Annotated in this window: 18 protein-coding genes; 14 read left to right on the forward strand and 4 right to left on the reverse strand. The window is 62.9% G+C overall.

The genetic code is table 11. From position 1 onward, the window contains the following. Positions 1 to 185: 185 nt before the first annotated feature. The 3 genes from ASF84_RS18445 to ASF84_RS18455 all read right to left on the reverse strand — a co-directional run bounded on the left by ASF84_RS18445 (position 186) and on the right by ASF84_RS18455 (position 3,332). Positions 186 to 1,103: a DMT family transporter gene (locus tag ASF84_RS18445; RefSeq protein WP_056840798.1), complete on the reverse strand. Its 918-nt coding sequence runs from the start codon at positions 1,101 to 1,103 to the stop codon at positions 186 to 188. 168 nt (positions 1,104 to 1,271) lie between these two features. Beyond that, positions 1,272 to 2,615, reverse strand: a complete 1,344-nt coding sequence (locus ASF84_RS18450; protein ID WP_056840297.1) for a SidA/IucD/PvdA family monooxygenase — start codon at positions 2,613 to 2,615, stop codon at positions 1,272 to 1,274. Between the two features lie 93 nt (positions 2,616 to 2,708). After that, entirely contained in the window at positions 2,709 to 3,332 is a 624-nt protein-coding gene (locus ASF84_RS18455) for a glutathione S-transferase family protein (protein ID WP_056840298.1), read from the reverse strand. Positions 3,333 to 3,419: 87 nt separating this feature from the next. Here ASF84_RS18455 and ASF84_RS18460 point away from each other — a divergent pair, with 87 nt between their 5' ends. The 11 genes from ASF84_RS18460 (at position 3,420) to ASF84_RS18510 (ending at position 15,219) form a co-directional block, all read left to right on the forward strand. Further along, a complete protein-coding gene (locus tag ASF84_RS18460) occupies positions 3,420 to 4,265 on the forward strand; it encodes an AraC family transcriptional regulator (protein WP_056840299.1) in 846 nt (281 codons plus the stop codon). Positions 4,266 to 4,346: 81 nt separating this feature from the next. After that, complete coding sequence (gene guaD, locus ASF84_RS18465) at positions 4,347 to 5,663, forward strand: guanine deaminase (RefSeq protein ID WP_056840300.1); 1,317 nt, start codon at positions 4,347 to 4,349, stop codon at positions 5,661 to 5,663. 294 nt (positions 5,664 to 5,957) lie between these two features. Further along, the gene (locus ASF84_RS18470) at positions 5,958 to 7,022 is read left to right on the forward strand and encodes an LLM class flavin-dependent oxidoreductase (protein ID WP_122701617.1); all 1,065 of its coding nucleotides are present in this window, start codon (positions 5,958 to 5,960) and stop codon (positions 7,020 to 7,022) included. Between the two features lie 14 nt (positions 7,023 to 7,036). Continuing rightward, the gene (locus ASF84_RS18475; protein ID WP_056840302.1) at positions 7,037 to 7,990 is read left to right on the forward strand and encodes an ABC transporter substrate-binding protein; all 954 of its coding nucleotides are present in this window, start codon (positions 7,037 to 7,039) and stop codon (positions 7,988 to 7,990) included. Positions 7,991 to 8,252: 262 nt separating this feature from the next. Next, on the forward strand, positions 8,253 to 9,254 hold the full coding sequence (gene alc, locus ASF84_RS18480; RefSeq protein ID WP_056840303.1) for an allantoicase: 1,002 nt from the start codon (positions 8,253 to 8,255) through the stop codon (positions 9,252 to 9,254). Positions 9,255 to 9,314: 60 nt separating this feature from the next. Further along, positions 9,315 to 9,821, forward strand: a complete 507-nt coding sequence (locus ASF84_RS18485; protein ID WP_056840304.1) for an ureidoglycolate lyase — start codon at positions 9,315 to 9,317, stop codon at positions 9,819 to 9,821. 165 nt (positions 9,822 to 9,986) lie between these two features. Then, the gene (locus ASF84_RS18490) at positions 9,987 to 10,982 is read left to right on the forward strand and encodes a LacI family DNA-binding transcriptional regulator (RefSeq protein WP_056840799.1); all 996 of its coding nucleotides are present in this window, start codon (positions 9,987 to 9,989) and stop codon (positions 10,980 to 10,982) included. A 91-nt stretch (positions 10,983 to 11,073) separates the two neighbouring features. Further along, positions 11,074 to 11,871, forward strand: a complete 798-nt coding sequence (locus ASF84_RS18495) for a sugar phosphate isomerase/epimerase family protein (RefSeq protein ID WP_056840305.1) — start codon at positions 11,074 to 11,076, stop codon at positions 11,869 to 11,871. Further along, complete coding sequence (locus tag ASF84_RS18500; RefSeq protein WP_056840306.1) at positions 11,864 to 12,832, forward strand: sugar kinase; 969 nt, start codon at positions 11,864 to 11,866, stop codon at positions 12,830 to 12,832. Before ASF84_RS18495 ends, ASF84_RS18500 begins: the two co-directional genes overlap by 8 nt. A 73-nt stretch (positions 12,833 to 12,905) precedes the next feature. After that, positions 12,906 to 14,222 (forward strand): MFS transporter, encoded by a 1,317-nt coding sequence (locus tag ASF84_RS18505; RefSeq protein ID WP_056840307.1) that lies wholly within the window; start codon positions 12,906 to 12,908, stop codon positions 14,220 to 14,222. 16 nt (positions 14,223 to 14,238) lie between these two features. Then, positions 14,239 to 15,219, forward strand: a complete 981-nt coding sequence (locus ASF84_RS18510; protein ID WP_056840308.1) for an NAD(P)-dependent oxidoreductase — start codon at positions 14,239 to 14,241, stop codon at positions 15,217 to 15,219. Between the two features lie 66 nt (positions 15,220 to 15,285). On the opposite strand, the gene excA is transcribed toward ASF84_RS18510, so the two are convergent. Beyond that, positions 15,286 to 15,798, reverse strand: coding sequence for a plasmid IncI1-type surface exclusion protein ExcA (gene excA, locus ASF84_RS18515; protein WP_056840309.1), 513 nt, complete (start codon positions 15,796 to 15,798; stop codon positions 15,286 to 15,288). 424 nt (positions 15,799 to 16,222) lie between these two features. On the opposite strand from excA, the gene ASF84_RS18520 reads away from it, so the two are divergent. The 3 genes from ASF84_RS18520 (at position 16,223) to ASF84_RS18530 (ending at position 19,404) form a co-directional block, all read left to right on the forward strand. Further along, positions 16,223 to 17,854 carry a methyl-accepting chemotaxis protein gene (locus ASF84_RS18520; RefSeq protein WP_056840310.1) on the forward strand — a complete coding sequence of 544 codons (1,632 nt, stop codon included), beginning with the start codon at positions 16,223 to 16,225 and terminating at the stop codon, positions 17,852 to 17,854. Positions 17,855 to 17,935: 81 nt separating this feature from the next. Continuing rightward, positions 17,936 to 18,757, forward strand: a complete 822-nt coding sequence (locus ASF84_RS18525) for an aldo/keto reductase (RefSeq protein WP_056840311.1) — start codon at positions 17,936 to 17,938, stop codon at positions 18,755 to 18,757. A 146-nt stretch (positions 18,758 to 18,903) separates the two neighbouring features. After that, positions 18,904 to 19,404, forward strand: coding sequence for a sigma-70 family RNA polymerase sigma factor (locus ASF84_RS18530; protein WP_056840312.1), 501 nt, complete (start codon positions 18,904 to 18,906; stop codon positions 19,402 to 19,404). Position 19,405 lies beyond the last annotated feature (1 nt).

Consider the following 19,405-nt stretch of genomic DNA (forward strand, 5'->3'; position numbering starts at 1 on the left):
CGTTTGATTCCTTCGCAACTACAGACTCGATACAAGCGGCGCAGTGTATCTCAAGCGTAGAAGCATTGGCGCAAACTCTTGCGAGGTTAGTGACCAACTGTTGCAGCGCCGCAAACGCCTGTGCGCAGGCCTTCGGGGGCCTGCGCACAGCGTCCGTCGGTACAGGGTTGCAAGGTGTTGCCGGTCTAGACGGTCTCGGGGGTGGCGGCATCAGGGGCCGGGGCCTTTTCCGGCGGCTTGATCGAGCCTATGTACACCGCCACGATGGTCAACAGCGCCCCACCGATCTGCACGGCCGAACTGGCCTTGCCCAACAACGTGATATCAATGAAATAGGTGATCACCGGCTCCAGCAGCAGGATCAGGCCGGCCAGACCCAGGCTCAGTGCGCCGATCGAGCGGTTGACCAGCAACCAGCCGACAAACTGCACCAGGACCCCGTAGATGATCAGCATCCACAAGGTCTGTGTGTCGACGATTGCCAGGCTTTCGTTATTCAGCAACGCATACACCAGCAACACCAGGGCTGCCCACAGGCTCAGGTTGAGCATCTGCGCAATCTTGTCGCCGCCACCGTCCGGCAACTGGGTGTTGACCTTGAGGAAGTACACACAGATCGCGTAGGCCAGCCCCGACAACACGCCATACACCACGCCCTTGATGCCCAGCGCACTGCGCATTTCCGGCATCAGCAGCAGATACAGCCCCACGAACGCCAGGCAGATGGAAATCACAAAGTAGATCGACGGCTTTTCCTTCAACAGGAAAAGCCCCAGCAAGGTCATGAAAAACACCTGGCAGTTGGTCAGGATCGAACCGATGCCGGGCCCCACGATATAGATGCTCTGGTGCCAGAGCACCAGGTCGACGGCCAGGAATACACCGGCCAGCGCCGTGTACATCTGGGCCCGCAGGCTGCTGAGCAGCACCGGAGTCTTGCGCACCTTGAGCAACAGGTAGAACAGGATCGATGCAAACAGCATGCGATAGAACCCTGCCCCGCCGGCGCCGATATTGGCAAAGGCCACGGCCAGCGCCGACAGGCTGAGCATCAGCCCGCCAAGGGTCAGTTCGATGATTGCCCGATTGTTGTTAGTTGACATCAGCGACCTCCCGGGTCGTACGCAGCGTGTCGAGATCATTGCCTGGCGCCTGCCGTTGTCTTGCAGGTAATCGATAAGCGCCGCCTTCACCGGTTCCGGGTCATGGCCGTCGTTCACCGAACCTGAGCAACTTAAAAAGTCGATGTACGCTTGGCCTTGCATGTCATATCAGGCGCTTTTCTGCGCCGCCGGCTCAAGCCCAAGGCGAGCATTGAGCGAGGTGAAAATATCCCGGGCGCGCAACGACAGCAGGCTGAAAGAGCCGGCATCGCCATAACCGTGGGAGGATTCGCACAAGCCGTTGAGGTAAAGCGCCGGCAGGCTGCAGCCTTCGCGGGCCGACAGGCTGTAGTCGCGCCCGATACGGATGACCCCATCCGCATCGCAAGCCAGGCACTCGGCCAGGTCCTTGAGCACGGCCGGAAAACGCTCGTCCTGCTCGCCGGTGCCCAGGTTGCGAAAGCCGGTGGCCAGGACAATCGCGTCCAGATTGTCGAGCGCTTCGCAGGTCTGGTCGCGTGTGTCGAGCACATTCAGCGTGTAGCCGTGTGTGTCGGGCGTGCAGCTCTGGATTTCATGCAGGCCCTTGATGGTGACCCGCTCCTTGCCCTTGAGACGGTCTTCGTACATGCCCACGTACAACTCGCCGATCACATCGGCATCGGCGGCCGAATAGTTGGTGTAGTGCAAGTGCCGATTGATGTGACGCTTGGCCTCGGCCGAGCTGTAGTAGTACTGGTCGACAAAGGCCGGGAAATACACATGCTCGCTGAACGGGCTGGTGTCCTTGAGACGAAAGCCATAGCCGCGCTGCACGTTGATGATCTCCAGCTGCGGCCAGGTATGACGCAGGTGCAGGATGATCTCGATGGCGCTCTGGCTGCCGCCCACCACCGCCACGCGCTTGAGCTCGCCCTGCCGGGACAGTTGCTCCAGGCGCCCCAGATACTGGGTCAGGTGAAACACCCGATCCTCGGCACAGCCGGCAAAGGCCTTGGGGATCACCGGGGTACGGCCGGGCGCCAGCACCAGCGAACGGGCATAGAATCGGTCGCCGGCCTGGGTGGTCACGCAATACAACTGGCTGGCGGAATCGGTCTGGATCGAGGTCACCGCCTGGTTGTAGGCCACCTCGTGGGCAAAGAACCCGGCCACCCAGCGCACGTACTCGGCAAATTCGCTGCGCAGCGGAAACTCCAGGCCAAGGTTCAGGTGTTCGAACAACCGATCGTTTTCGAACAGGAAATTGGTGAAGGTGTAGCGGCTGCGCGGGTTGCGTGGCGTGACCAGGTCGCGGCTGGGATGGTTCTGGATATCGCTGCCCGCCAGCAACATTTCCGGTTGCCAGCGGGGGCCGGCATGGCGCTCGAGAAACAGCCGGGTGCCGCTGAATTGCAGCTCTTGCAATGCAATGGCCAGGGCAATGTTGGCCGGGCCGAAACCGATGCCGATCACATCGAACACCTGACCATGACGCCCGGCATCCCTGGCATTGACGGTATGAACACTCATCCTTGCTTTCCTTTATTACAGTCAGTCTGCTGGCTCGACACAGCGGAGCACCGCGCAGGGTGTCCGCCATCGAGCCCATCGGGGGGAGACGCTTCAGCCTTCCTGCGCGGCCAGCTTTAACCACTGCTGCACCGGTGCACAGGCCAGCACCTGATCGACGTACCCTTGCAGCGATGCCGGCACCTCGATGCCGTAGCGACGAAAACGGAACACCACCGGCGCAAACATCGCATCGACAATGCCGAAGGCGCCGCACAGGAACGCGTGCGAACCGCTGCGCTCACGCAGTTGGGTCCAGATCGCGAAGATCCGCCGGATGTCTTCTTGCGTGTCCGGCGTCAAGGGTTCCGGGGTCTCGCCGGTTTGCAGGCCAAACGACAGTTGCGTGCGCAGGTGGGTGAAACCCGAATGCATTTCCGCTGCCGCGGCACGCGCCAGTGCCTTGAGCTGCGCGTCTTCGGGCCACAGGTTGGCGTCCGGGTAGGCGCTGGCGATGTATTCGCAGATCGCCAGGCTGTCATTGATGACGATGCCATCAAGCACCAGGGCCGGCACTTTGCCGGAGGGTGAATAGGCCAGGATGTTCTGGCGGGTGTCGCGCTGTTCCAGCCGGACCTGAACGGTATCGAAGGCCACATCGGCGGTCACCAGCGCCAGCCAGGCGCGAAACGACCATGAAGACTTGTTGAAATCCCCGATAACCAGTTTTGTAGACATTGAACGCTCCGCACCGCGTGTGATATGAAATGGCCAGTCACTCTATAAGCCTTGCGCACCTCGGTATTGCACAAAACTGGACATTTCATGGAAGAGCCGCCACACATCGAACCCCCTGGAAAGGGCAAGGACTTCGTCAATTTCTGGCGCATTCCGGAGGGCGACTGCGAGCTGTTATCGGCGCATTACAGCACCCAGTCCTTCGGGCGGCACTCGCATGATCGCTATGCCGTCGGGGTGATCAGCGGCGGGGCCGAAAAGCTGTTCTATCGTGGTCGCTACGCACTCGGCGGGGCCGGCAGCGTGGTCACCATCAGCCCTGGCGAAATTCATGACGGCCTGCCGGGCAGCGAAGAAGGCTGGGCCTATCGCATGCTCTATCTCGACCCGCAATGGGTCAGCCGTACGGTGTTTCAAGGACGTTTGGGCGAAGATCACATTCATCTGTTCCAGACCGCGATCAACCAGACGCCTGACGTTTCCAGGCTGTTTCTGCATCGGCACCGGCTCATCGAACGCAGCCCCTCCGGCCTGGAGCGGGAAACCCTGCTGCTGGACCTGATTGCCCAACTGTTCGAACGCAGCGGCGCGCCGGTCGTGACCCTCGATACCCGCGAGCCGCATGCGGTCAGACAGATCAGGCAGAAGCTGGAAGATGACTTTGACAAAGCGGTGTCGCTGGAAGAACTGGCGCAGATGGTCAACCTCGATGCCTTGTACCTGATCCGCGTGTTCAAGAAATGCGTGGGGGTGACGCCGCACAGCTACCAGATCCAGAAACGCATTGCGCATACCCAGAAGCTGCTGCGCCGCGGTGCCGGCCTGGCCGAAGCGTCATTCGCCTGCGGTTTCTTCGACCAGAGCCACATGAGCCGGGCATTCAAGAAAGTGGTCGGCATGACCCCCGGCAGCTTTCGCAGGCTCTGCAACTGACCCTGCTGCACAGCGGAACTTCATCCGCCGGCCCGCATCACAGCTGCGACCCTTGCCTTGAGCCTGCTCACCGAGACCGATATGACCTGCGCTTCGCCCCGCCGCACCGCCCACCGCGCCGCCCTGCTCTACAGCGTTGCCGACCCTGCCGAGTGCGGCGTGCAGGCCAGCCACGTCTATATCGAAGACGGCCTGCTGCTGGTTGAAGAGGGTCATATCACCGCCGTGGGTCAGGCTGTCGAGCTGTTGCCGGGCCTTGATCCGCAGGTGCCCGTGATCGAGCACGCCAATGCGCTGATCACCCCAGGCTTCATCGACACCCATATCCATCTGCCCCAGGCCGGGATGATCGGCGCCTGGGGCGAGCAACTGCTCGACTGGCTCAACACCTACACCTTTCCGTGCGAGCGGCAGTTTGCCGACCCGGCGCATGCCGCTGACGCGGCCGAGCGGTTCATCCAGGAACTGCTGCGCAACGGCACCACCACCGCCATGGTCTTTGGCAGCGTGCACAAGGCGTCGGTAGATGCTTTTTTCGAGGCCGCCGAACGGCGTAACCTGCGCATGATCGCCGGCAAGGTGATGATGGACCGCAATGCCCCGGACGACCTGACCGACACGCCTGAATCGGGCTATGCCGACAGCAAGGCGTTGATCGAACGCTGGCATGGCAAGGGCCGCCTGAACTATGCCGTCACCCCGCGCTTTGCGCCCACCAGCACGCCTGAGCAACTGGCCATGGCCGGCCGCTTGCTGGGCGAATACCCGGGCCTGTACTTGCAGACGCACATCAGTGAAAGCCCGCAGGAAGTGGCCTGGGTCAAGGCGCTGTTTCCCGAGCGCAGCGGTTACCTGGACGTCTACGACCATTACCGTCTGCTGGGCGAGCGCTCGCTGCTGGCTCATGGCGTACACCTGTGCGAGGCCGAATGCGCACGCCTGGCCCAGACCGGCTCGGCGATTGCCTTTTGCCCCACCTCCAACCTGTTTCTGGGCAGCGGGCTGTTCAACCTGCCGATGGCCGAACGGCACAAGGTCAATGTGGGTCTTGGCACCGATGTCGGCGCCGGCACCAGCTTTTCGATCCTGCAGACACTCAATGAAGCCTACAAGGTGATGCAGTTGCAGGGCGCACAACTGCACCCGTTCAAGGCACTGTACCTGGCGACCCTGGGCGGCGCCCGCGCCCTGCGCCTGGACGACCGGATCGGCAGCCTGCGCGTGGGGCTTGAGGCCGACTTTGTAGTACTCGATTACCACGCCACGCCGTTGCTCAAATACCGGCTGGCGCAGGCCCGTTCGATCGAAGAAACGCTGTTCGTGCTCATGACCCTGGGCGACGACCGCGTGGTGCGCCAGACCTGGTCGGCCGGCCAGTGCGTGCACGCACGTACCTGATGTGCCTTGCGACAGCTGCCTTTAGCACCGTTTTTGTGGGCGGCGGCTTGCCGGCGATGAAGTTTCGACACTGCATCGCCCACCACAAAATGCATTTAAGACAAAAAAACATAACCACTTAATGCATTTTTAAAATATTAGCTTATACCCAAAACGAATTTCCCTTCGCCTCGTATTGCCAATAATCTTATAAGCATTGGTGAGGCCACTGCGCCTTGCTTATAAGCAAAACCCTACCGTACACACGACTGGCCGCGATCGAAGGAGCGTCACATGAGCGTCGAAATCATCGGCATGATCACCGCCACCCCCAGTGCCGAGGTGGACCAGCCACTGGGCGACGCCGTGGATGCCGACTTTGTCCGGCGCTTTGCCCAGGCCCACGAGCAGGCCGGCTTCGACAAGGCGCTGGTGGGTTATTTTTCCAATGGTGCCGAAGGCGCCGTGGTCAGTTCATTCATCGCCGCTGCCACCGAGCGCTTGGGTATTCTGCTGGCCTACCGGCCCGGCGTGATCGCCCCGCCGCTGGCCGCCCGGCAACTGGCCACACTGGACCAGTTCAGCAACGGCCGCCTGTCGCTCAATGTCATCAGCGGCGGCAGCGACACCGACCAGCAGCGCGACGGCGACTGGCTGGATCATGACCAGCGCTATGCGCGCACCGAGGAATACTTGCAGGCCCTCAAGGCGATCTGGACCGCTGCCGGGCCGGTCGACCATGAAGGTCGCTTTTACCGTTTCAAGGGCGCGCTGCCTAATGTACGTCCCCGGCAGAAACCGCACATCCCTATCTATTTCAGCGGCTCGTCGCCAGCGGCGCTGGAGGTTGCAGCGCGCCATGCCGACACCTACATGCTCTGGGGCGAGCCACTGGCCGACTTTGCCGAACATGTGCAGCACCTGCGGCGCATCGCCCAGCCGCAAGGCCGCAGCCCACGGATCTCGGTGTCGTTCCGGCCCATCGTGGCCGATACCGAGGAAGCGGCCTGGAAGCGCGCCGCCGAAATCCTCGAACGCATCCGCGACAACCGCGAGCGCTTAGGCCTGCCACTGCATGGCCATGCGCCAGGCAATGCCGGCTCACAACGGCTACTGGCCGCCGCCCAGCGCGGCGAGGTGCTGGACGAACGGCTATGGACCGGCGTGGCACGGCTGACCGGCGCGCAATGGAATTCCACGGCCCTGGTCGGCACGCCCGAACAGGTCGCCGCTGCCTTGGGACGCTATTGGGCGCATGGCGCCAGCACCTTTCTGATTCGCGGCTTCGACCCGCTGGCCGACGCCGAACTCTATGGCCGGGGCCTGATCCCGGCGATCCGTGAACACATCGCCCACCTGCAACCGCGCAAGGCCGGCTGACCTGGAGAAGTCCCATGAACCTGATTCAACTGTTGCGCCGCAGCCTGGTGGCGCTGGCCATCGCCGCGCCGGTGCTCAGCGCACAGGCCGCAGAGCCGACCGTACTGCGCGTCGGCGACCAGAACTACTACAACGTGCGCGCCTCGATGGAAGCCTCCGGCGTGCTCAAGGATGCACCTTATACCGTGGACTGGAAGCACTTCCAGTCGGCCGCGCCGGTGGCCGAAGGGCTGGAAGTCGGCGCGCTGGACCTGGGCTTTCTCGGCGACTCGGGCTTTATCTTCCTGGCCGCCAAGGGCGCGCAGGTCAAATTGATCGGTGTCTCGCGGCAAAACCCGGACACCATCGCCCTGCTGGTGCCCAAGGATTCGCCGGTCAAGACCATTCAGGACCTCAAGGGCAAGAAGGTCGCGTACTGGCCCGGCGCCTGGAGCCAGCAACTGACCCTGCGCGCCCTGGACAAGGCCGGCCTGCCGCATGACTACGTCGAGTTCGTCAAACTGATGCCGATCGACGCCGCCGCCGCCTTCCCGCGTGGCAGCATCGACGCCTTCCCGGTGTGGGAACCCTATATCTCCCAACAGGTGGTGTTCTCCGGCGCCAAGCCGATCATCACCGCCCGCGACCTGATGCCAGGACTGTCGAGCATCGCCGCCAACGCCAATGCCATCGACCCCAAGCGTGAAGCCATTGCCGACTTTCTGGGCCGCCTGCAAAAGGCCCGCGCCTGGGTGGAGGCCAACAAGGACACCTACGCCGACCAGTGGGCGAAAAAAGCCAACCTTGATCCGGCCGTTTCACGCCACTGGATCGGTCAGGCCAACATGACCGTAGGCCCGGTGGACGAACAGGCAGCCAAGGACTACCAGGGCACCGCAGATTTTCTGCAACAGACCGGCGCATTGCCCAAGCCGTTTGACACCCGCACCATCATCGACACCTCGTTCAGCCAGGCATTTACCCGGTAGGACCGGCTTCAGCCGGGAACCTCGCACCGCCATTCGCTGCTAAAGCAGCGCCTACCAAACAGCATGCACCGTGCTGGTGCCTGCTTTTCAGGACAGACCTGCTACAGCGCACCAAGGTATGACTGGTCAGACCACACAAACAAACCAAGCATCCCTTCAAGCCCCGTAAACCGGGGCTTTCTTATTGAAACCTCAAGGCAGGCAAACAAATTGCATAAGGTATTGCGTTCCGTCCACGCCCCTTTGCACAAGGTCCTGCCGAATGAAAGTCCACGCTGCCCCGTTCGAGAAATACGTCAACCTGGCCGATGCCCGTCTGGGCACGCGTATCCTGTCGGTGACCGATGACTGGTTTGCCGACGCCAACCGCCTGTTCCAGCCCCACGCAGCCGTGTGGAAAGAAGGCGTGTTCGACGACAACGGCAAGTGGATGGACGGCTGGGAATCGCGGCGCAAACGCTTCGAGGGCTACGACAGTGCAGTCATCCGCCTGGGCGTGGCGGGGGTGATCAAAGGCGTCGACATCGACACCTCCTGGTTCACCGGCAACTACCCGCCCTCGGCCTCGCTGCAAGCCTGCTTTCTGGCCGACGGTGATCCGGACGACAGTACCGACTGGCTCGAAGTGCTGCCCTCGGTCGACCTGCAGGGCAACAGTCACCATTACCACGCCATAGACGCCAGCCAGCCGTTCAGCCACCTGCGCCTGAACATCTACCCCGATGGCGGTGTTGCCCGCCTGCGGGTGCACGGCATTCCCTACCGTGACTGGTCGGCCGTCGACGTCGAACAGACCCTGGACCTGGCCTCGGCCCTCAACGGCGCGCGGGCAATTGCCTGTTCCGACGAGCACTACGGCAGCATGGGTAACCTGCTCAACCCCGGCCGCGGCGTGAACATGGGCGACGGCTGGGAAACCGCCCGCCGCCGCACCCCCGGCAACGACTGGGTGATCGTCGCGCTGGCCCATCCGGGCGTCATCGAGCAAGTGATCGTCGACACCCTGCACTTCAAGGGCAACTACCCCGACAGCTGCTCGATCCAGGGCGCATTCGTCAAGGGCGGTACCGACAGCCAGATCGAAACCCAGAGCCTGTTCTGGCGCGAACTGCTGCCCAGCCAGAAGCTGAGCATGCACGCCGAGCATGTGTTCAACGAACAGATCAAGGACCTGGGTCCGATCACCCATGTACGCCTGAACATTTTTCCCGATGGCGGCGTGAGCCGGTTGCGGCTGCTGGGCGTCGCGAAAAGCCTCGGATGATTCAAGGCTTTTCGCGACCGCTGGTCGCTCCTACCTATCTCTATCCACAGAAGAATCCCCATGCGCCGCCTGATCATCGAACCCTTGACCAAACACGCCTTCGCCCCTTTCGGCGAGGTGATCGAAACCGAAGGCAGCGCGCACTTTGCAATCAACAACGGTTCAACCCAGCGCTATCACCGCCTGGCCGAGGTGCAGACCGCCGCCCCTGACGACAAGGCGATCATCAGCATCTTCCGTGCCCAGGCGCTGCCGTGGCCGCTGACCATTACCATGCTCGAACGCCACCCACTGGGCAGCCAGGCCTTCATCCCGTTGCTGGGCAACCGCTTTGTCATCGTGGTGGCGCCGGCAGGTGACGAGCCGGATCCTGCGTTGATGCGCGCCTTTATCACCGATGGCAGACAAGGCATCAACTACGGTCGTGGCGTGTGGCATCACCCGGTGCTGAGCCTGCAGGCGCAGGATGATTTTCTGGTGGTGGACCGCAGCGGCGAGGGCAATAACTGCGATGAGTATTTCTTTGCCCAGGCGCAGCAAGCCCTGCTGGACCCACACTCGCACTGATCACCTACGCTGCGATACCACCTTGCGTTGGCACGCCACGGCACACCGTTCATCTGACATTGTGTTGACGTAAGCGCCGCATTGGTGTCTTCTGAAACCGTTTTCAGAACCCGCCAATAAAGACAAAAGGTGTTCACTGTGGGCAGTTTTCCGGCGTCGCCGCGCATGCGCGTGACCATGAACGATGTGGCCGAACTGGCCGGTGTGTCCAAGGCCAGCGTCTCGCGTTTCATTGGCGAGGACCGCCAGTTGCTGTCCGATGCCATCGCCTTGCGCATCGAACAGGCCATCGACACCCTCGGCTACCGCCCCAACCAGATGGCGCGTGGCCTCAAGCGCGGCCGCACCCGCCTGATCGGCATGCTGGTCGCCGACATCCGCAACCCCTATTCCATTGCTGTCATGCACGGCGTCGAGACCGCCTGCCGCCGCCACGGCTACAGCCTGGTGGTGTGCAACACCGACCGCGACGACGAGCAGGAGCGCCTGCACCTGGCGGCGCTGCGCTCGTACAACATCGAAGGCCTGATCGTGAACACCCTGGGCCATCACCTCGACGAGCTGCGCGACCTGCACCGCGAACTGCCCATGGTGCTGGTGGACCGTGACGTCGACCAACTGGACAGCGACCTGATCGGCCTGGACAACGTCGCCGCCGTGCAGCAAGCCATCGATCACCTTGAAGGCAATGGCTATCGCGACATCCTCCTGATCAGCGAACAGCAGGACGGCACCAGTTCGCGCGCCCAGCGCATGGCGGCCTTCAAGGCGCAGATCAGCCAGCGCCCGGCCTTGCGCGGCCAGGTATTGCAGACCGACGAGCACCTGGGCGACCACTTGCGTACGTTTCTCGCCGCACCAGGGCCGGGCCCCAAGGCGCTGTTTACCGCCAATGGCGTCGCCACCCTGACCTGCACGCGCCTCTTGCGTGAACTGGGTTGCGACCTGTTCAACGACATCGGCCTGATCGCCCTGGACGAACTGGACTGGTATCCCCTGGTGGGCAGCGGCATCACCGCCCTGGCGCAACCGACCCACGAGATCGGCGTCACCGCGTTCCAGTGCCTGCTGGGCCGGCTGCGTGGCAACGAAGACCCGGCCCGGCACCTGGATTTCACCGCCCGGCTGATCGAACGCGGCTCGACCCGACCGCGACCCTGACACCTGCTACGGTCAAACCAAGGCGCTATCAGCCGTTTTTACCAGCCCCTTTCACGAAACAAAATGAAACCGGTTTCAGAGGACAATAACAATGCACATGAACCCCGTCTCCATCAGCCTTTCCAGCTTCGGTGCCAGCGTGGTGCGCGAACGCGGGCAGGCGGCTTTTATCCCGCTGCTGGTCGACTGTGGCGTGTCGCGCATCGAACTGCGCGAAGAGCTGTTCACCCGTGAGGACTTTCCGGCCCTGGCCCATGCCATTGCCGTACAAGGGCTGGAATGCCTGTATTCATCCCCTCTGGAGCTGTGGCTGCCCGACCAGGCGCAGCCCAACCCGGCACTGGCCGCCACCCTTGAACGTGCGCAAGCCTGTGGCGCGCAATGGCTGAAAGTGTCGCTGGGGCACTTCACCCCGGCGTGCGACGTGCAGGCGCTGAGTGCGCAACTGGCGCGCCAGCCGGTGCAGTTGCTGGTCGAAAACGACCAGACCGCCCACGGCGGCCTGATCGCGCCGTTCTGCGCATTCTTTGCCAGGGTGCAATCGCTCACGCCCGCCATTGCCATGACCTTCGATGTCGGCAACTGGCAGTGGCAGGACCAAAACGTACTCCAGGCCGCCGAGCAACTGGGGCGCCATGTGCGCTACGTGCACTTCAAGGCCGTGACCCGCAAGGCCGACGGCCGGCTGGTCGCCACACCACCGACCGAGGCCGACCTGCCGCACTGGCGCGCCGTGCTGGCGCACCTGCCTGCCGCCGTGCCGCGTGCCATCGAGTACCCCTTGCAAGGCGACGACCTGCGGGCGGTGACGCTCAGCCAGGTCCACCTGCTGGCGCGCCTGGCGCCGCCGGCACCGGTTCAACCCGCACAGGTGGCTCATCATGGCTGAGATCGACATCCTCTCCTTCGGCGAAACCATGGCCATGTTCGTCGCCGAGCAGCCGGGCGATCTGGCCGGCGTCAGCCATTTTGAAAAACGCATCGCCGGCGCCGACAGCAACGTCGCCATCGGCCTGGCACGCCTGGGCTTCAAGGTGGCCTGGCTGAGCCGGGTCGGTGACGATTCGCTGGGGCGTTTTGTGGTCGACACGCTGGAGCGCGAAGGCGTGAGCTGCACGCACGTCAAGACCGACGCACACCTGCCCACCGGCTTTCAGCTCAAGTCCCGCGAGTTGGGCGGTGCGGACCCTGTGGTGGAGTACTTTCGCAAGGGCTCGGCGGCCAGCCGCCTGGCGCCCAAGGACATCGACCCACGCCTGTTCCAGGCCCGGCACCTGCACGCCACCGGTATTCCGGCGGCGCTGTCGGACAGCTGCCGCGAGCTGTCCCATGTCTTGATGCAGGGCATGCGCGACGCCGGGCGCAGCGTGTCGTTCGACCCCAACCTGCGCCCGTCACTGTGGCCGGACAAAGCCTGCATGGTGCGCGAGATCAACGCCCTGGCCGGCCTGGCGGATTGGGTATTGCCGGGGCTGGCCGAAGGCAAGGTGCTGACCGGTCATGACGATCCGCGCGACATCGCGGCGTTCTACCTGGAGCGCGGGGTCAAGGCCGTGGTGATCAAGCTGGGGGCCGAAGGCGCCTATTACCGCACCCCCACCGATGAAGGCCGTGTGGCCGGCGTGCCGGTCAGCCAGGTGGTCGATACCGTGGGCGCCGGCGATGGCTTTGCTGTCGGGGTGATCAGCGCCCTGCTGGAACACCAGGACCTGACCCAGGCCGTGGCCCGCGGCAACTGGATCGGCAGCCTGGCGGTACAGAGTCGCGGCGACATGGAAGGCCTGCCGGGACGCGCGGCGCTCGACGCCGCCTGGCCGCCTGTTTCACACCCGTTAAAACAACCGGCCTGACCGCCATGCCCCTCCAGGGCACAACCGGCCCTGCTGGCCTGCTGACAACAACAAGAAACACAGGAATATCAAAATGGAAAAGCTACTTGACCGTGCCAAGGCCACCGGCCTGAAACGCCGCTGGCTGTTGATCATGCCCATTGTTTTCATCACCTACAGCCTGGCCTACCTGGACCGCGCCAACTACGGCTTCGCCGCCGCCGCCGGCATGGCCGAAGACCTGCACATCACCCCGGGCATGTCGTCGTTGCTCGGCGCGCTGTTCTTCCTGGGGTACTTCTTCTTCCAGGTGCCGGGCGCCATCTATGCCCAGAAGCGTAGCGTGAAGAAGCTGATCTTCGTCAGCCTGATCCTCTGGGGCAGCCTGGCGACCCTGACCGGTGTGGTGTCCAACGCCTACATGCTGATTGCCATCCGCTTTCTGCTCGGGGTGGTCGAGGCGGCGGTGATGCCGGCCATGCTGGTGTACCTGTGCTACTGGTTCACCCGCGCCGAGCGTTCACGGGCCAACACCGTGCTGATCCTCGGCAACCCGGTGACCATGCTCTGGATGTCAGTGGTGTCCGGCTACCTGGTGGCGCATTTCAGCTGGCGCTGGATGTTCATCATCGAGGGCTTGCCGGCGGTGATCTGGGCCTTTATCTGGTGGCGCCTGGTGGATGAACGCCCCGCCCAGGCCAAATGGCTGAGCGAAGCCGAGAAAACTCAGCTGCAAGCGCAACTGGATGCCGAGCAAGTGGGCATCAAGCCCGTAAAGAACTACGCCGAAGCCTTTCGCTCGCCCAAGGTGCTGCTGCTGGCGGCGCAGTATTTTTGCTGGAGCATCGGGGTCTACGGCTTTGTGCTGTGGCTGCCGACCATCCTGAAAAAAGGCATGCAAATGGACATGGTCGAGGCCGGCTGGCTGTCGGCGCTGCCGTACCTGGCAGCCGTGATCGGCATGGTCGTGGTGTCCTGGGCCTCGGACAAGACGCAAAAACGCAAGGCGTTCGTCTGGCCACCACTGCTGATCGCCGCCATCGCCTTCTACGGCTCCTATGCGCTGGGCACCGAGCACTTCTGGTGGTCGTACACGCTGCTGGTGATTGCCGGCGCCTGCATGTACGCACCCTATGGTCCGTTTTTTGCCATCGTCCCGGAAATCCTGCCGTCCAACGTCGCCGGCGGTGCCATGGCGTTGATCAACAGCCTCGGCGCCCTGGGCTCGTTCGCCGGCTCCTATCTGGTGGGTTACCTCAACGGCGTGACCGGCACCTTGAGCGCGTCGTACCTGTTCATGAGCGGTGCGCTGCTGGTCTCGGTGCTGCTGACGCTGATGCTGCGGCCCGACAACAAGGCCACGCCGGCCCGTCACGAATCCAACACCCAGCGCGCCTCGGCGCACTCTTGAGGCGGAGAGCCTGACGATGAAAAAACATGTTGTGCTGTACAAGACCCTGTCAGCACCCTTGATGGCCCGCTTGCAGGCGCACGCCGAGGTCACGCTGATCGAAGACCCCAAGCGCGACGGCCTGGCCCGGCTGCGCACCGCCCTGCCCCACGCCCATGGCCTGCTGGGCGCCAGTATCAGGCTGGATGCTCCTCTGCTGGACCTGGCCCCGCACCTGCAAGCCATCGCCACCGTGTCGGTGGGCGTGGACAACTACGACATCGATGAACTGAACCGGCGCGGCATCGCCCTGTGCAACACACCGGACGTGCTGACCGAGACCACCGCCGACACCGGCTTTGCCCTGATCATGGCCACCGCCCGGCGCGTGGTGGAACTGGCCAGCCTGGTGCGCAGCGGCGAATGGACGCACAACATCGGCCCGGCGCACTTTGGCAGCGACGTGCACGGCAAGACCCTGGGCATCGTCGGCATGGGCCGTATCGGCGAGGCCCTGGCCCAGCGCGGGCACTTCGGCTTCGGCATGCCGGTGCTCTACCACTGCCGTTCGCCGAAACCGGCAGTCGAGGCGCGCTTCAATGCCGGCTATCGCAGCCTGGAAGCGTTGTTGCAGGAAGCGGATTTCGTCTGCCTGACCGTGCCGTTGACCGCCGAGACCGAGGGGCTGATCGGTCCACCGCAACTGGCGTTGATGCGCCCGCACAGCATCCTGATCAACATCGCACGCGGCAAGGTGGTAGTCGAACAGGCGCTGATCGAGGCCCTGCAACGCGGGCAGATCGGCGGCGCCGGGCTGGACGTGTTCGAGCGCGAACCACTCGACCCCGCCTCGCCGCTGCTGCAGATGGACAACGTGGTGGCCACCCCGCACATGGGCTCGGCCACTCACGAAACCCGCGAAGCCATGGCCGCCTGCGCGGTGGGCAACCTGATCGATGCGCTGCAAGGCAAGCGGCCCGCCAACCTGGTCAATCCGCAAGCGTGGCCAGTGGCGTAGGAGCGCGCTTGCCGGAATGCCGGCAGAGACAGATGGCCGCCCCCGCGCTACAAGATCATGCCCCAGCTAGGCGGCAGTACTTTGCATACCTGTCCTGGAAATGTGGATCTTGTTGTCGCGTTCGAGCGGTTCGATGCGGCTGTCAATGTAGGTCGAGAAAAGTGGCGTCGTCATAGACGGTGTCTTTTTCATTGCATCCAAGGTGTCGAACCAGCGTTGCGCCCAGGCAGTGGTAAATTCGATACACCCAAACGGTGGGAATTTCGTGTAGAGGCGAAGCCTGTAGCCTTCCACCTCGTGGTGAGTCCAGTCCCCGCTATTCATACCGATCACATCCACCTGCCCCTTGCGAACCTGATGAATGTAAAGAACCGTGCCGTTCTTTATGTCAATACCGAAGTATTTACCATCGCCTTCGCGATACACCTCGTGGGCTGAATCAGGATTGAAAATAGCAGGAGCGCTGAGAGCGTCTTTCAAATTCCGCAACATACGTTTGCGCGCTCGCAGGCGTACAATCAACATCAACACGGGCACCAGCACCGCAAGCCATAAAAGCGCCCACACATCCAAAGTCATGTACGCCTCTCTTCGACGCTTCTTTAATGGCATTCAGCCTACCACCCGAGAATGTCAGTCGGTAGCCTGCTTTTCTTGACGCCCACAAACGCAAAAACCCGCCGAGGCGGGTTGTTTGCACATGACCATCCGACATCCTGTCAGCAGCCGTCCTGGCAATGGTCGATCGTCCTTGATCACCGTAGCGCTTCCTTGGCTGCGGCTGTTGGATCCTATCTTACGAGTGTACGTTGCCTGCGCAAATGGCCGAATGCCTTCAGCGCGTGTAAGCCTTTGGCTATCGACCAAAGTCGTAGCCACAACACACAAGAAATTTCGTGACCCATCGCTCAACTCTGGTCACGATAGGTCGACAGCCTTCAATAAGCGCCTCGGGCTGTTCGGGCTCTTACCTGCATAACAATAACAAACGAGGGTCGATGCCATGAGCATGCGCCATCTTTCCATCAGCCGGCGGTTATGGCTGATTCTGGTTGTCTGTGTCTTGATGCTGTTCATCCTGGCCGCCGCGCTGCTCAAGCAGATCCACGACGATCTGTACCTGGCCAAGGCGCAGAAAACCATGCATGTGGTGCAGACCGCCAGCGGCCTGCTCAATCACTACCACGGCCTGGAAACGGCCGGCACCCTGACCCGTGAGGCCGCCCAGCAACAGGCGTTGGCCGCGATACGCGGGCTTCGCTATGACCAGAACGACTATTTCTGGATCAACGACCTGCGCCCGGTCATGGTCATGCACCCCATCAATGCCAAGCTTGAAGGCCAGGACCTGTCCGGCATCAAGGACCCGGACGGCTTTGCGCTGTTCAACGAGATGGTCAGCGTGGCCAAGCGCCAGGGCTCGGGCATCGTCGATTACCGCTGGCCCAAGCCCGGCGCCAGCGAGCCGGTGCGCAAGACCTCTTATGTGCAACTGTTCAGCCCCTGGGGCTGGATCATCGGTTCAGGCGTATACGTCGACGACGTCGCCGTCGAGTTCAAGGGCCAGATGATCAAGGCCGCCCTGGTCTGCCTGGCAATCAGCGTGCTGATGGCCCTGCTGGTGATTCTGATCGTGCGCAGCATTGTCGTACCGCTGAGGGCGGCCGTGCAGGCGATGGCCAATGTGGCCAGCGGCGAAAGTGACCTGACCCGCACCCTGGAAACCCGGGGCAGTGACGAGATCACCCTGCTGAGCCAGCATTTCAACACCTTCATTGCCCAGTTGCGCGATGTGATCCGCCAGTTGCAGCAGTCGGCGGTGGCGCTGGGCGAGGCCTCGCAAGGCATGGGCAGCAGCGCCGAGCAGGCCCAGGCGCGCAGCCAGCAACAGTCACAGCAGATGGAACTGGTGGCCACGGCGGTCAACCAGGTGACCTACGGCGTCCAGGACGTGGCGCGCAATGCCGAGCATGCCGCCAGTGAAATGCGCAATGCCGAGTCCGAAGCTCAGCAGGGGCTGGTCAATATCGACGGCAGCCTGCGCCAGATCCAGCTGTTGTCGACCACCATCGACCAGGCCGTCGAGGTCATGCGCACGCTGTCGGACGAAAGTACCCAGATCGGTGGTGTGCTGGAGGTCATCAGCTCGATCGCCGACCAGACCAACCTGCTGGCCCTCAACGCGGCCATCGAGGCGGCACGCGCCGGCGAACAGGGTCGCGGCTTTGCGGTGGTGGCCGATGAAGTGCGCCTGCTGGCCCAGCGCACGCAAAAATCCACGGCGCAGATCCAGGCCATGATCGAACGCCTGCAACACCACTCCAATGCCGCGGTGAAAGTCATCGGTGACAGCAGCCGCGCCTCGACCCTGACCCTGGAGCAGGCCAACCTGGCCGGCCAGAGCCTGACCTCGATCAGCCAGGCACTGCGTAACCTCAATGGCCTGAACGCCTCGATTGCCAGCGCTACCCTGCAACAGTCGCATGTGGTCGACGACATTAACCAGAATGTCACCCAGACCGCGCAACTGTCGCAAGGCACTGCGCTGGCCGCCGAGCAGTCCAGTGCCGCCAGCGTGAACCTGGCACGCCTGAGCGAGCAGCTCAATGGCTGGCTCAAGCCGTTCCGGGTGTAAATGTCGGCCCTTGGCGGGTTGAACCTGATCGCGGTTTGATCCTCCAATGGCCATCGTTCGACTGGCTTGGGGTTTTTATCAATGCGCACTTTGACACTGACAGGCAAGACGGTCCCGGCGCTGGGCCAGGGCACCTGGCACATGGGTGAAAAGAACCACCAGCGCTCGGCAGAAATTGCCGCGCTGTGCCTGGGCATCGAGCAGGGCATGACGCTGATCGACACCGCCGAGATGTACGCCGACGGCGGCGCCGAAGAAATCGTCGGCCAGGCCATCGCCGGCCAGCGCGACAAGCTGTATATCGTCAGCAAGGTCTACCCCTTCAATGCCAGCACCGAGGGCATCCCCAAGGCGTGCGAAGCCAGCCTGCGGCGCATGAACACCGACTACATCGACCTGTACCTGCTGCACTGGCCGGGCCAGTATCCCTTGTTCGAAACCGTGCTGGCCTTCGAGCGCCTGCGCGAGCAAGGCAAGATCGGCGCCTGGGGCGTGTCGAACTTCGATGTGTCGGACCTGCTGGCCCTGGACGACCCGCGCTGCGCGACCAACCAGGTGCTGTACAACCCGTCGCAGCGCGGCATCGAATTCGACCTGATCCCGTGGGCCGCCAACCGCCACCTGCCATTGATGGCCTACTGCCCGATCGGCCAGGGCGGCGACCTGCTCTGGCACCCGGCCCTGCAAGAAGTCGCCCGGCGCCATAACGCCACCCCGGCACAGATCAGCCTGGCCTGGGTGCTGCGCCAGGACAACATGATCGCCATTCCCAAGGCCGTGGACCCCGAGCACATTCGCCTGAACGTCGCAGCCGCCGATATCGTGCTCAGCCCCCAGGACCTGGCCGACATCGACCTGGCCTGGCCGGCACCAATGCGCAAGCAGCGATTGGAGATGGTGTGACGTGCCTGTGGATGCCATTGGGCGAGTGGCCGGTGGCGTGAAAGGCAAAGGCTTGGGCACATTGAGCACGTTCTGAACGCCGCCCTTGTCAAGCACCCGTGTTTACGCCAACAATGTAGAGAATCATTCTCACATACACGGCTGCCATGTCTGCACTCGACTCCTCCTCGCTGCACCACCTCTACCAGCAACATCACGGCTGGCTGAATGCCTGGCTGCGCGCGCGGCTGGGGCATTCGAGCGATGCGGCGGACCTGGCCCAGGACACCTTCATGCGGGTGCTGACGGCGCGCAATGTCGAGGTGATCCGTGAGCCGCGCACCTACCTGAGCGCCATTGCCCGAGCCTTGATGATCGACAGGTTTCGCCGTCGGGCCGTCGAGCAGGCGTACCTGGATACCTTGATGCTGCGCCCGGAAGCACTGGATATTTCGCCGCAGACCCGGCTGTCGATCATCGAGACGCTGACGGCCGTGGACGCCATGCTCGATGGCCTTGGCGAGCGCACCCGCTCGATTTTCCTGGCCGTGCAACTGGAGGGCTTGAGCTACGTGGCCGTTGGCGAACGGCTGGGGGTCTCGGTGACAACGGTAAAGAAACACATGGTCCGCGCCATGACCGAGTGCCTGTTACTGGTGGAGGACTGAG

Source organism: Pseudomonas sp. Leaf127, assembly GCF_001423155.1.
In the GTDB taxonomy this organism is placed as follows: domain Bacteria; phylum Pseudomonadota; class Gammaproteobacteria; order Pseudomonadales; family Pseudomonadaceae; genus Aquipseudomonas; species Aquipseudomonas ovata.